This window comes from Nocardia sp. NPDC049526, assembly GCF_044465765.1.
In the GTDB taxonomy this organism is placed as follows: domain Bacteria; phylum Actinomycetota; class Actinomycetes; order Mycobacteriales; family Mycobacteriaceae; genus Nocardia.
This window is the reverse complement of sequence record NZ_JBITMA010000009.1, coordinates 266,247-278,665: the sequence shown is the minus strand read 5'-3', so window position 1 is coordinate 278,665 and position 12,419 is coordinate 266,247. Positions and strand designations below refer to the sequence as shown.

13 protein-coding genes are annotated in these 12,419 nt (G+C 67.6%); 6 read left to right on the top strand and 7 right to left on the bottom strand.

Annotation, left to right across the window (positions count from 1 at the left end; translation table 11 throughout):
* From ACIBW7_RS27975 to ACIBW7_RS27960, 4 genes are all read right to left on the bottom strand, one after another.
* A complete protein-coding gene (locus tag ACIBW7_RS27975; RefSeq protein ID WP_397051280.1) occupies window positions 1–621 on the bottom strand; it encodes a TetR/AcrR family transcriptional regulator in 621 nt (206 codons plus the stop codon).
* A gap of 147 nt (window positions 622–768) precedes the next feature.
* Window positions 769–954 carry a hypothetical protein gene (locus tag ACIBW7_RS27970; RefSeq protein ID WP_364345428.1) on the bottom strand — a complete coding sequence of 62 codons (186 nt, stop codon included), beginning with the start codon at window positions 952–954 and terminating at the stop codon, window positions 769–771.
* 166 nt (window positions 955–1,120) lie between these two features.
* Complete coding sequence (locus ACIBW7_RS27965) at window positions 1,121–1,636, bottom strand: gamma carbonic anhydrase family protein (RefSeq protein WP_397051278.1); 516 nt, start codon at window positions 1,634–1,636, stop codon at window positions 1,121–1,123.
* 64 nt (window positions 1,637–1,700) lie between these two features.
* Window positions 1,701–2,660, bottom strand: a complete 960-nt coding sequence (locus tag ACIBW7_RS27960) for a GlxA family transcriptional regulator (RefSeq protein ID WP_040688322.1) — start codon at window positions 2,658–2,660, stop codon at window positions 1,701–1,703.
* A 71-nt stretch (window positions 2,661–2,731) separates the two neighbouring features.
* Here ACIBW7_RS27960 and ACIBW7_RS27955 point away from each other — a divergent pair, with 71 nt between their 5' ends.
* The 3 genes from ACIBW7_RS27955 (at window position 2,732) to ACIBW7_RS27945 (ending at window position 6,251) form a co-directional block, all read left to right on the top strand.
* Entirely contained in the window at window positions 2,732–3,499 is a 768-nt protein-coding gene (locus tag ACIBW7_RS27955; RefSeq protein WP_397051275.1) for an MBL fold metallo-hydrolase, read from the top strand.
* A gap of 75 nt (window positions 3,500–3,574) precedes the next feature.
* Entirely contained in the window at window positions 3,575–4,690 is a 1,116-nt protein-coding gene (gene ald / locus ACIBW7_RS27950) for an alanine dehydrogenase (protein WP_397051273.1), read from the top strand.
* A 49-nt stretch (window positions 4,691–4,739) separates the two neighbouring features.
* Window positions 4,740–6,251, top strand: a complete 1,512-nt coding sequence (locus ACIBW7_RS27945) for a serine hydrolase domain-containing protein (protein ID WP_397051271.1) — start codon at window positions 4,740–4,742, stop codon at window positions 6,249–6,251.
* 41 nt (window positions 6,252–6,292) lie between these two features.
* Here the strand turns inward: ACIBW7_RS27945 and sigJ are convergent, their stop codons facing one another.
* A complete protein-coding gene (sigJ, locus tag ACIBW7_RS27940) occupies window positions 6,293–7,243 on the bottom strand; it encodes an RNA polymerase sigma factor SigJ (protein ID WP_397051269.1) in 951 nt (316 codons plus the stop codon).
* A gap of 332 nt (window positions 7,244–7,575) precedes the next feature.
* On the opposite strand from sigJ, the gene ACIBW7_RS27935 reads away from it, so the two are divergent.
* Complete coding sequence (locus ACIBW7_RS27935) at window positions 7,576–8,493, top strand: cobalamin biosynthesis protein (protein ID WP_397051267.1); 918 nt, start codon at window positions 7,576–7,578, stop codon at window positions 8,491–8,493.
* A gap of 183 nt (window positions 8,494–8,676) precedes the next feature.
* Here the strand turns inward: ACIBW7_RS27935 and ACIBW7_RS27930 are convergent, their stop codons facing one another.
* Both ACIBW7_RS27930 and ACIBW7_RS27925 read right to left on the bottom strand, forming a co-directional pair.
* Window positions 8,677–9,537 (bottom strand): SURF1 family protein, encoded by an 861-nt coding sequence (locus ACIBW7_RS27930; RefSeq protein ID WP_397051265.1) that lies wholly within the window; start codon window positions 9,535–9,537, stop codon window positions 8,677–8,679.
* Window positions 9,537–10,097 (bottom strand): low molecular weight protein-tyrosine-phosphatase, encoded by a 561-nt coding sequence (locus ACIBW7_RS27925; protein ID WP_397051659.1) that lies wholly within the window; start codon window positions 10,095–10,097, stop codon window positions 9,537–9,539. Before ACIBW7_RS27925 ends, ACIBW7_RS27930 begins: the two co-directional genes overlap by 1 nt.
* Before the next feature lie 44 nt (window positions 10,098–10,141).
* On the opposite strand from ACIBW7_RS27925, the gene cobC reads away from it, so the two are divergent.
* Together cobC and ACIBW7_RS27915 are read left to right on the top strand one after the other, a co-directional pair.
* Window positions 10,142–11,218 carry an Rv2231c family pyridoxal phosphate-dependent protein CobC gene (gene cobC / locus ACIBW7_RS27920; RefSeq protein WP_397051263.1) on the top strand — a complete coding sequence of 359 codons (1,077 nt, stop codon included), beginning with the start codon at window positions 10,142–10,144 and terminating at the stop codon, window positions 11,216–11,218.
* 4 nt (window positions 11,219–11,222) lie between these two features.
* The gene (locus ACIBW7_RS27915) at window positions 11,223–12,344 is read left to right on the top strand and encodes a Nif3-like dinuclear metal center hexameric protein (protein WP_397051261.1); all 1,122 of its coding nucleotides are present in this window, start codon (window positions 11,223–11,225) and stop codon (window positions 12,342–12,344) included.
* Window positions 12,345–12,419 lie beyond the last annotated feature (75 nt).

Here is a 12,419-nt window from a genome sequence, read left to right as displayed (position 1 = left end):
TTATGCGGTGGCCCGGACACCGACCATCGGCAGCAACGTGCGTCGCGCGAAATCCCGACCCGCCGCCACATCGTCGATCGGAATGAGCCCGTCGGGTGTCAATGCCAGCGACAGTGCCAGCCGCGCCATGATCTCGGCGACGAGTTCGAAGTCGAAGTCGTCATTCGCACCGCTGCGGAATTCGCGCAGTTTCTCCGCCAGATAGGTGCGCCCGACTGCGATGATCGGTCCGGCTTCGGTAGTCAATCGGGGCAGGATGAGATCGGGTTCGGTGCGCAGCAGCCGCCGCAACAGCTCGTTGCCCGCGATCTCGGTGATGACCGCGACGAAGATCTCGATCAGCTGTTCCTCGACGCCGTCGACCTTCTGCACCCGCTTATCGATCTCGGCGACGAAACGCTGCGCCTCGCGCACGCTGACCGCCTCGACCAGATCGTTCTTCGATTCGAAGCGGCGATACAGGGTGGCCGGGCTGATTCCGGCGCGCCGGGCGATCTCGCCCATGCTGGTGCGTTTGATGCCGAAGTCCAGGAACGCCGACAGCGCGCTCTCCAGCAGCTTCTCACCGTCGCTGACGGGCTTTTCCAGGATGCGCTGGAGGATGGGCGGAACGGTCGGCATCGAAGCTCCAGTCGAATCGGCTCGGGACGCCGATGGTGTCTGGGCGTCGCGACGGTGCGGGTGCGTGCCGTTCATTATTTCACCGGGTCGCGGCGGTTCGACCGCGGATCGGCACCAGAGCCCGACCGACGACAGGCGGACGCGCGATTATGTGCGCGGCAGATCCAGTTCCGCCATCTCCTTTTCGATCGCATTGGCGGCGAAATCCACTCCGCTGGAGCGCAACTCGTGCACTCGCCGCTGTAGCGCCTCGACCCCACCCGGCTGGGCCGCGATATCGGCCACGCTGATCCGCCCCGACGGCCGGTGCATACTCTGCTGCACGTACGCCACCGTGTTACCTCCTGCCTGCACGCTCTGCGGCCACCATCCCGGTGGGCTCGCCCTCCGCGCTGCAGACCACTCGACAGCTGTGTCGGCGGGAGACCCCGGGATACCGGGCACGCTGGCAGAATGCTATCAGCGATTTAGTTTGGTCAATTGATCAGTGTGCTCTGTCTCACACCTGTTTCGCGTCTCGGTGATTGGCCATGTTGTGCAGGTATACAGCGCTATTGAGTCGGATGCCGTCCTGCTCGGCCGCGCTCAACTCGCGACGCACCTTGCCGGGCACCCCCGCGACCAGCGAGCCGGGCGGAATCTGCGCACCCTCCGGAATCAGGGCATTGGCGGCGATCAGACTGCCCGCGCCGATGACCGCGCCATTGAGCACCGTGGCGCCCATGCCGACGAGCACATCATCGCCGACGGTGCAGCCGTGCAGGATCGCATTGTGTCCCACCGAAACTCCGGTGCCGACGGTGAGCGCGAAGCCGGGGTCGGCGTGCAGTACGCACCCGTCCTGAATGTTGGTGCGCGCGCCGACGCTGATCGCCTCGAGGTCACCGCGCAGTACGGCGCTGTACCAGATGCTCACCTCGGCGGCGAGTTGCACGCGTCCGATTACGGTGGCGTTCGGTGCGATCCACGCGGTCTCGTCGATTTCGGGCGTATGTCCGCTTACCTCGATCCTCATGCCGAAAACATAAGGGGACCGAAAGCGGTGGAGCCGACGGGGTGGGCGAAGGCAGCCGGAGCTGCTACTCCGCCGGGACCGGGGTGCCCGAGAACAGCGCGCGGTGCGCGGCCGGGCTGGTGCCGAGGATGCGGTGGAAGTGGTGGCGCAGGCTGACCGCGGTGCCGAAGCCGGTCTCGGCGGCAATGCGATCCATGGTGTCGGTGGTGGATTCCAGGAGCAGCCGGGCGCGGTCGGCGCGTTGTTGCAGCAACCACTGCTGCGGACTGTTTCCGGTGCGTTCACGGAAGCGGCGGGTAAAGGTGCGTCGCGACATGAGTGCGATGCGAGCCCAATTGTCCAGGTCGATCGGCTCGCCGAGATTCGTTCGCGCCCAGACCATCGCGCGTTCGATCGGGTCGTCGTCGGCGGCTTCGGGCACGGCGACCGGTATGTACTGGGCCTGGGAGCCGCTGCGGTGCGGGGCGGTCACGAGCGACCTGGCCAGTTCGGTGGCGGCCCGGCTGCCGAGGTCGTCGCGGACCAGGTGCAGGCAGCAGTCGAGCGCGGCGGCGACGCCCGCGGAAGTGACGATATCGCCGAGGTCGGTCCAGAGGGTGTCGGCGCGGACCCGGACCTTCGGATAGGTCGCGGCCAAATCGGCGGCAGCGGCCCAGTGGGTGGTGATTTCCCGACCGTCCGCCAGACCGCTCGCCGCCACCGCGAAGGAACCCAGGCACAGGCCGACGATCCGGGCACCCCTGGCGTGAGCTCGATGCAGTGCGTCGCGCAGTTCCGCCGAGATGCTCATATCGCGCTGCCAGCTCGGGATCACCACCATGTCGGCGCGCTCGAAGGCGTCGAGTCCGGTCTTCACGACGATGTCGAAACCGGCCGGGGTCCGCAGGGTGCCGGGATTTTCAGCGCACACCTCGACGCGATAGTCGGGTGTGCCCTCGGTGCCGACGCGGCCGAAGACCAGCGTCGGTACCGACAGATGGAAGGGGATAACCCCGTCGAAGGCCAGAGCGGCGACGGAACGCATGGCCCGATCTTATCGCTAAGCGGCTCACGGGCCACTATTGGTCGAATATCGGGGCGACAAGTATTGATCCCATGACCGAGACGATTGCACGCACCACCATCGAAGCCCTGCATATCGGCGGGCCCACCCTGCGCTTCCGGTACGGCACCCTGACTTGGCTGACCGATCCCACCTTCGACGCTCCGGGCGACTACCCCGGCCCGATCACGCTGCACAAGCTCACCGGCCCTGCTGTTTCGGTGGACCAGGTGGGGCCGGTGGACGTCGTGCTGCTGTCGCACGACCAGCACGACGACAATTTGGATCACTCCGGCCGTGAATTCCTCTCGACAGTGCCGACCGTCTTGTCGACCCCTGATGCCGCCGATCGCATCGAAGGTGTTCGGGGACTGGCGAATTGGGAGACCGTCACACTGGGTGACGTGCGCGTGACGGCTGTGCCCGCACTGCACGGGCCCGCGGGGTGCGAGTCGCAGACCGGCGTGGTGACCGGGTTCGTATTACAGGCCGAGGGGCTGCCGACCGTGTACGTATCGGGTGACAATGCCTCGGTCGAGGTCGTCGAGCAGATCGTGGCACGGATCGGCCGGATCGATATAGCGATCCTGTTCACCGGTGCCGCGAATGTCGGCCGGTTCGGCGATATCGATCTCACCCTGAACGCCCGTACCGCGGTGCAGGCCGCCGAGGCGTTGGGCGATGCGGTGATCGTGCCGGTGCATGCCGAGGGATGGGCGCATTTCAGTGAGACGCTCGAGCGCCTGGAGCAGAATTTCGGGTACGCCGGGCGGGGCGAGCAGCTGCGCATTCCGAAGCTGGGTGAGACGTTCGCTGTGTGAGCGCCCTCGGAATCCGGCGGTGCGCTCAGCGCGGCGTTCATGGCGCCGGGACCATTGGTGGTCCACGATGGCGATATGAGGATCGCAGTTCCGCGGGAGGTCAAGGAGCAGGAGTTTCGAGTGGCGCTGACCCCGGCCGGTGCCGGGGAACTGGTACGGCACGGGCACGAAGTGCTGATCCAGGCCGGTGCGGGGGTGGGGTCCGGATTTTCGGATGCGGATTATGTCGCCGCCGGTGCGCGGATGGTGCCCACCGTCGAGCAGGTGTGGTGGGAGGGCGAGCTGGTACTGAAGGTCAAGGAGCCGATCGCCCAGGAGTATCCGCGCCTGCGACGGGAGCAGGTGCTGTTCACATATCTGCATCTGGCCGCGTCGCGCGAGTGCACCGATGCGATTCTGCGGTCCGGGATAACCGCGATCGCCTATGAGACGGTGCGGGCGGCGGATGGGGCGCTCCCGCTGCTCGCACCGATGAGCGAGGTCGCGGGCAAGCTCGGCCCACAGGTCGGCGCGTATCACCTGATGGCGCCGCTCGGCGGTGCCGGGCTATTGCTCGGCGGGGTACCGGGGGTGCTTCCGGCCGATGTGGTGGTGCTCGGCGGTGGTGTCGCGGGGACGAACGCGGCCACGGTCGCGGCCGGGATGGGCGCGAAAGTCACTGTGCTGGATACGAATTTGACGCGACTGCGCGAGCTCGACGCGCGGTTCGAAGGGCGTATCTCGACGGTGGCCTCGAATACTGTCGAGGTCGAACGGGCCGTGCTGGCGGCGGATCTCGTCATCGGTTCGGTGCTGGTGCCCGGCGCGCGGGCGCCGAAGCTGGTGTCCGAGGAACTGGTTCGCGGAATGCGGCCGGGGTCGGTGCTGGTGGATATCGCCATCGATCAGGGCGGGTGCTTCGCCGGTTCACGCCCGACGACGCATGCGAATCCCACTTTCCGCGTGGCTGATTCGCTGTACTACTGTGTGGCGAATATGCCGGGCGCGGTGCCGCACACCGCGACCGTGGCGCTCACCAATGCCACGCTGCCGTATGTGCGCGCGATCGCCGACCACGGGTGGCGGGAGGCGTGCACGGTGCATCCCGATCTCGCACACGGTGTCACCGCGGATAAAGGGCGGTTATTGTCGGCAGAGGTTGCGGCGGCGCACGGATATTCGATACCCGAACCGGTTGGGTTGGCGGGCTGACGTGGTGCGATGGTGGATCCGCGGCCGCGCAACGAGAAGGGCGAAAGCGGTGACTGCGGAATACCTGCGGCGGGTGGTGGTGATCGCATTACTGCTGGTGCTGTTGCCGTCGGTCGGTACTGCGGTCGCGGCACCGACGGCGGAGGGCGTCGATCCGGCGGCAGTGGATCGATATATGTCCGAATACCTTTCCCGGACACGGTTGCCGGGGGCTTCGATCGCCATTACCCATGGGGATCGGGTGGTGTATGTCGCGGGGTACGGTCACGATTCGAGCGGTGCGGGGATCAGCGCGACGTCGCGTATGCCGATCGCCTCGGTGAGCAAGTCCATGACGGCGCTGGCCGTGCTGCAGTTGGTCGATGCGGGGAAGGTGCGGCTCGACGCGCCGGTGCGTGAGTATCTCACCGGCTTTCGGTTGGCCGATTCGCGCGGTGATCGGATCACCGTGCGGGAGTTGTTGAATCAGACGTCCGGAATGTCGGATACCGCATTTCCCGATCTGCGCCGGCCACAGGCGGATTCGCTGGCCGGGGCGGTCGACCGGCTACATGCGGCGAAACTGGCCGCCGATCCGGGGACGGAATTCCACTATCACAACCCGAACTACCAGGTGGCCGCTCGGCTGGTAGAGGTGGTCAGCGGGGAACCGTTCGCGGATTATTTGCGGCGAAATGTATTCGGGCCCATCGGGATGCGCGACAGCACGACAGTGAATTCGCCGCGCGACGCCGAGGATGTGACGCACGGATACATTCGGGCCTACGGCTTCGCGATACCGGTCGCCGAGCCCGATTGGTTCGTCGGCGGTAGCCACGGTGTGATCACCACGGCCGCCGATCTGGCCGCGTGGCTGATCACCCAGAACAACGGTGGCGTGGCACCGGACGGGCACCGGGTGGTGTCCGCGGCCGCGGTGACCGAGATGCACACACCCTCCGGAGTCGGTGACGACGGATACGGAATGGGTTGGCAGCGTGAACAATCCGATCAGATCGTGCACTACGGTGACTGGTTCACCTACACCGCCGCACAGGTCTTGGTGCCCGATACCGGATACGGGATCGCTGTCATAGCCGATACCGGATTGGCGCTCGAGGATGATCCCAGGATCATCGCGCAGGGCTTGGTCGAGCTGACCCGGGGCGAGTCACCGGATGTGCACCGCCCGTGGGGCATCTACGCCGACTGGGGCATGGCACTGCTCACGCTCGCGACTCTCGCACTCGGTGTGCTCTGCCTGGTGCGATCGCGCCGCTGGGCCGATCGGCAGACCACCCGGCCCAGCTGGCTGATCGCCCTGCGCCAATTGCCTTATCTCGCCCCGATCCCGATCCTCATCGCGCTACCACAGCTCGCAGGTTTGCTCTTCCGCGGCCGGGCCCCGACTTTCCTCCAGGTGACCTACGTTTGGCCTGGTCTCGTGGTATTTCTCGGCATTGCCGCATTGGCGGGCGCGGGTGTTCTGCTCGCTCGCGGTGTCCGGCTCATCATGTTGCGGCGCAATCGATCCGGGACCGATGTCGAGCGAGAAGCACCCGTGGCCCGAGCGCCAACCTAGCCGACAGCGGCCCGCACATCGAAATGTGCGGGCCGCGTGGGTCATTCGGCGTTCGGGCCGAGGTACCAGTCGGGGGCGCCTTCGGTGGGCAGGTCGTGCAGCTTGTCCGGGTTGCGGACGACATTGATGGCGACGATGCTGCCGTTGTCGATGGTGAAGGAGAAGACGCCGGTGTGGGTGCCGTCGAAGACGACCAGACCGGGCGCGCCGTTGACCAGGACCGCGCGGCCCCAGGCGCCTGCCGCGGACGGTGCGTGGTACCAGCCGAGCAGCATCTTCGCGATGAGTTCGGCGCCGCGCACGGGCTGGCGGATAGCGGGGACCTTGCCGCCGCCGTCGGCGGTCAGGCTGACATTGGCATCGAGCACACCGAGCAGCGCACTCAGATCACCCGAGCGCCAGGCGACCGCGAAGGCCGAGACGACCTTCTCCTGCTCGTCGGGCGAGGCGGGGAAGCGGGGGGTGCCGTCCTCGACGCGCTTGCGTGCGCGCGAGGCGAGCTGCCGCACGGCCGCCGGTGTGCGCCCGACGACCTCGGCGACCTCGGGACCGCTCATGCCGAACACATCCTGCAGCACGAATGCGGTGCGCTCGGCGGGCGAGAGGGATTCCAGTACGACCAGCAGCGCCGTGGTGACACGCTCGTCCTGCGTGATCCGGTCGGCCGGATCATCCCAGGTCGTGACCTCGGGCTCCGGCAACCATTCACCGACGTACTGCTCGCGCCGGGCGCGAGCCGAACCGAGCTGATCGAGGGCCAGCCGCCCGGTGACCGTGGAGAGCCAGGCCCGTAGATTCTCGATCTCGCCTGCGGTCCCGGCCTCGTACTGACGCTGCAGCCGCAGCCATGCCTCCTGCACCACATCGTCGGCATCGGTGAGACTGCCGAGCGTGCTGTAGGCGAGCCTGCGCAGATACGGCCGGTGCTCCTCGAAACGCCGAGCCAACTCGGCCTGGTCGATGGGTTCGGAGGAAGGCTGGTCTGCAGTCACTGGTCTCGCCGTTCGGTCGTACGGCCCCGTCAGGGGCGAGTTTATGCGTCGTCATCCTGATGACGACGCAGGGCTAGCGAGTGTGACATTTCGGATTCCTGGGGTGCGCTGGCGGGTTGCTCAGGCAAGGAACGCACCAGCGTGAGCAGCCATCAGGCCGCCGCAGAGGCCCGCCTTACTTTTCCGCGTGGCCAGTTCGACAACGCGGTCCTGGACGGTCGAGATGGGATGCGCGATATAAACGCATCGGTTTCGGGTGCGACTACCCGGGACGGGACGCGTCCGGCGGGCGCGGACACTATCGGGTCAGGGCAACCGGCTACCCTCGCCGGGTGCAAACGGGGACTTCCACGGCGGTCGGGCTGGTGCTCGGGTTCGCGCTCGACCGCGTTTTCGGTGATCCACGGCGGTGGCATCCGGTGGCCGGATTCGGTGCGGCGGCAAGTGCGCTCGAGCGGGTGACCTATGCCGATCGGCGTTCGGCGGGGGCGGTGCACGAACTGGTGTTGGTCGGTGCGACAACGGCGTTCGGGTTCGGGCTGCGGCGGGGTGGGGTAGTTGCGACCGCGCTGGCGACGTGGACGGTGCTCGGCGGGCGCAGTCTGGTGCGCGCCGGACGGGAGATGGCCGACCGGCTCGAGTCCGATGATGTGGCGGGCGCACGGGCGCTGCTGCCTTCGCTGTGCGGGCGGGATCCGGAGGTGCTCGATGCGGACGGATTGGCCCGTGCCGCATTGGAATCCATTGCCGAGAACACCTCGGACGCGACGGTCGCGCCGCTGCTGTGGGGCGCGGTCGCCGGGACACCCGGATTGCTCGGGTATCGCGCGATCAACACATTGGACGCGATGATCGGCTACCGCAACGAGCGGTACCTTCGCTTCGGCTGGGCCGCGGCTCGCGTCGACGATCTGGCTAATCTGGTGCCCGCGCGCATCACCGGCATGCTCACCGCTGCTTTGGCCCCTGCGATAGGCGGTCACCCGGCCGACGCACTGCACGCCTGGCGTCGAGACGCGGCCGAACATCCCAGCCCGAATGCCGGTGTCGTCGAGGCCACCATGGCCGGCGCGCTCGGCGTCTGCCTCGGCGGCCGGACCCAGTACCGCTACGGCACCGAACTGCGTCCCACCCTGGGGGACGGCCCGGCACCTCAGGTCGCGGATCTCCGTCGCGCCGTACGCATGTCGGAGGCGGTCCAATTGGGCGCAGTCGTGACCGCCGCGCTCTGGTCTGTCCTGCGCCGCTGACTCCGCTCACGGTTGGGCGTGCGCTTTCGCAAATATCTGGCACGGATACGAAATTGCATGCTCAGACCCGTTATCGGATGAACAGATTCCAGGCCGATATTCACGCTTCGGTGGGCCCGCGCAGTTCACTCGTCCGGTAGTGCGAGGATCCGCGTGCGGGCGGCAACCTGGTGAGCGCTGGGGTCAGCGATTTCCGCCGTAGCGGTCGGCAAGGCGCTGCTCGTTGGTGGACACCGGTGCGGGAGTTGGCGTTTCGGCCGGGGTCGGCTGCGGGGTGGCCTCGGCCTTTTCCTTGCGGCGCTCGCGGATCTCGGCGTAGACGAAGTAGCCGAGGCCGAGGGGAGCCATGATGCCGAAGGCCAGCCATTGCAGGCCGTAGGAGAGGTAGGGGCCCGCGTCGAGTTGTGGGAGGGGGGTGGGGGTGAAAGCGCCGGGCTGGTTTTCGCTGAGCTGCAGGTAGCCGCCGCGTTCGCCGGTGGGAATGGCGGTCATGGGCTCCTGCAGGACGGTCATCTCCTGTGTGGTGTCCACCGAATACACCTGGCGGTAGCCGTCCTGGACCATCGGGTCCTTACCGGGGGTGACGCCCTCGGACATCCGGATGCGCGCCTCGATCTTCTGCGGCCCGGCGGGCGGGTCCGGTATCTGCGGTGGGCGGGAGCCGTCGACGGCCGCGACGAGACCGCGATCGATGAGCAGGATGCGGCCGTCGTCGAGTTTGAAGGTGGCCAGTACCGAGTAGCCGGGTGCGCCGTCGAGGTGGCGCAGGCGGACCAGCACGGTCGAGTTCGGCATATAGCTGCCGGTCGCCGTGACACGTCGCCATTCGGCGTGCGAATCGGTGCCCCGGTCGTCCAGGACGGTGGCGATATCGATCGGGGCAGCGTCCACCGAATCGGCGATCAGTTGGTTGCGGTGCGAGGTGGTGGTGTTCTTACCGAGCTGCCACGGTGCGAGCACGGTGAAGCAGAGGTAGGCGAAGGCCGCCACGAGTACGGCCAGGATCAGCCAGCTCGGGCGCAGCAGGAACGTCAGTCGGCGCATCACGGGCGTCCGTCGGGGACGGGTTCGTAAGAGACTGATTGGTCTGGTTTGTCTCCGGGCTCATCGGCGGCGATCGGGCTGCGCGCGGCGAGGGTGGCACGAACCCAGTCCAACAGCCCCGGGATGGCGGCTGCGATCTGGTCGTGGACCAGGTCGAAGTCGGCGGTGTCGCCGTAGTACGGGTCGGGGACGTCGAGGGCGTCGGCAGCGGGGTCGAAGCTGCGGAGTAGGCGGCGGCGGTCCGATGGGACGCCGAGGGTGGCGAGGCGGCGTTCGTGGCCGGAGTCGAGGGCGACCAGCAGGTCGGCGTCGCGGTGTTGGTTGCCGAATTTCGCGGCGACGTGGCCGGTCGGATAGCCGTGGCGGCGCAGGGTGGCATTGGTGCGGGCGTCGGCGTCCTGTCCGGCATGCCAGCCGTCGGTGCCCGCGCTGCTGACCCGCACGCGGTCGGCGAGTCCCTCGCGGTACAGGTGTACCGCGAGCATCTTCTCCGCCATCGGCGATCGACAAATGTTGCCGGTACAGACGAACGACACGTGCAACTCACCCACGACAGCTATTCTGGCCGGTCGTCCCGATGGACCGCCACGTAGGGTGTTTTCTCGTGCCAGCGGAGAGTGTCGATCACGCGAAATTGCGTCATCACGGTGACGTCGATGCGCGCCCCGGCATGCTCGATTTCGCGGTGAACGTGCAGGGCAGTGTGCCGCCGGACTGGCTGCGGAACCGACTGGCCGCGCGACTCGACGACCTCGGCAGATATCCGAGCGCGGCCGACGAACTGGCCGCACGCACCGCGGTGGCGGCTCGCCACGGACGCACCACCGACGAAGTGTTGCTGCTGGCGGGCGCGGCCGAGGGTTTCGCGATGCTGCCCCGACTCACACCGCGACTGGCCGCGGTGCTGCACCCTTCGTTCACCGAACCCGAACTTGCGCTGCGTGAGGCCGATATCCCGGTGACCCGCGTCGTACTCGAACCGCCGTACACCCTCGACCCGGCGCTCGTCCCCACCGCCGCCGACCTGGTGGTGCTCGGCAACCCGACCAATCCCACCTCGGTCCTGCACCCCGCCGACACCATCCGCGCGCTGCGCCGACCGGGGCGGATCATCGTGGTCGACGAGGCCTTCGCCGATGCGATTCCCGGCGAACCGCAGTCACTGGCCGCTACGGCCGGACCGGACATCCTCGTTCTGCGCAGTCTCACCAAAACCTGGGCCCTGGCGGGTCTGCGCTGCGGCTACTTCCTCGGCGCGCCCCGACTGCTGGCCCGCCTGAATCACGGCCGCGCGCACTGGCCACTCGGCACACTGCAACTGGAAGCGATTATCGCGACCGCCGAGCCGGATGCGGTCGCCGCGGCGCAACAGCGCGCACACACTATCGCCGCTGAACGCGATTCGATGATCGAACGACTGACCGCTGTCGGCATACACGTCCACACCCCCGCCGCCGGGCCGTTCCTACTGCTGCGCGTGCCGGACGGTGAACTCTTGCGAAAGCACCTGGCAGACCAGGGGATTGCGGTCCGCCGCGCGGACACATTCCCGGGCCTCGGAGTGGATTATGTGCGCGTCGCGGTCCGCGGTCCCGCCGAGGTCGATCGTTTGGTAGCCGGAATCCGTGCGGCCGGAGCTCGACGTCGGCTGGTGCGGGCGGAAGTCGGGATACGGAGGTAGGCGGATGGTGACGACGCTGGCGGATCTCATCGGGGTGCTCGACGCGGCATATCCGCCGAAGTTGGCGGAGTCGTGGGATTCGGTGGGTTTGGTGTGCGGTGACCCGGGCGACGAGGTGACTCGGGTGCTGTTCGCGGTGGATGCCACTGCCGCCGTGGTGGATGAGGCGATCGATTGGCGGGCGCAGGCTTTGGTGGTGCACCATCCGCTGCTGTTGCGCGGGGTCGACACGGTCGCCGCCGATACGCCCAAGGGTGCTCTGCTGCACCGGCTCATCCGGTCCGGGTGTGCGTTGTTCGCGGCGCACACCAATGCGGACTCCGCTGATCCGGGAGTTTCCGATGCGCTGGCCGAGGCGCTCGGACTCACCGTCACCGGACCTTTGGATTCGAAACCGCGAGCCGCCGTCGACAATTGGGTGGTCCAGGTGCCGCGTTCGCATGCGGATGCGGTGCTGGCGGCGCTGTTCGCCGCCGGTGCCGGTGGCAGCGGAACCTATCGTGACTGCGCTTTGCGGGTGCCGGGAGTCGGGCAGTTTCGTCCGGTGGCAGGGGCGAATCCGGCGATCGGCGCGATCGGGGAGTTGCAGCAGGTCGACGAGGATCGCCTCGAAGTGATCGCACCGCCCGCGGCGCGCACCGCCGTGCTGGCGGCGCTGCGGTCGGCCCATCCCTACGAGGATCCCGCCTATCACGTCACCGAGCGTGCGGCGCTGCCATCGGGGCTCGGTCTCGGTCGAGTCGGCACCCTGGCCGAACCGGAGTCCTTGCGCGAGTTCACCTCTCGGGTCGCCGCCGCATTGCCCGCGACCACCTGGGGCGTCCGTGCGGCCGGTGACCCGGACCGCATGATCCAGACCGTCGCGGTGTGCGGCGGCGCGGGCGACTCCTATCTGAATACGGTTGCCCGCCTCGGTGTCGACGCCTACGTCACCTCCGACCTGCGCCACCATCCGGTCGACGAACACCTGCGCGGCGGCGGCCCCGCCGTGATCGATGCCGCTCACTGGGCCACCGAATTCCCTTGGTGCGCACAGGCTCGGACAGCAGTCCGAACCGCCCTGCCCGACCTCGAAACCCGCATCTCCACCCTGCGCACCGACCCCTGGACCATTGCTGCCCGGTAATCCGATACCGAACCAGCCAGTGCGACGGCGTGTTCGGGGCGTGTTGCCGGACTAGGTTGTGGTTCAGGTGAGTTG

Coding starts and splice junctions, on each gene's coding strand:
- ACIBW7_RS27965 (WP_397051278.1), bottom strand. CDS start 1,636: ATGAGGATCGAGGTAAGCGGACATACGCCCGAAATCGACGAGACCGCG.
- ACIBW7_RS27915 (WP_397051261.1), top strand. CDS start 11,223: ATGGTGACGACGCTGGCGGATCTCATCGGGGTGCTCGACGCGGCATAT.
- ACIBW7_RS27955 (WP_397051275.1), top strand. CDS start 2,732: ATGACCGAGACGATTGCACGCACCACCATCGAAGCCCTGCATATCGGC.
- ald (WP_397051273.1), top strand. CDS start 3,575: ATGAGGATCGCAGTTCCGCGGGAGGTCAAGGAGCAGGAGTTTCGAGTG.
- ACIBW7_RS27930 (WP_397051265.1), bottom strand. CDS start 9,537: ATGCGCCGACTGACGTTCCTGCTGCGCCCGAGCTGGCTGATCCTGGCC.
- ACIBW7_RS27960 (WP_040688322.1), bottom strand. CDS start 2,660: ATGCGTTCCGTCGCCGCTCTGGCCTTCGACGGGGTTATCCCCTTCCAT.
- ACIBW7_RS27975 (WP_397051280.1), bottom strand. CDS start 621: ATGCCGACCGTTCCGCCCATCCTCCAGCGCATCCTGGAAAAGCCCGTC.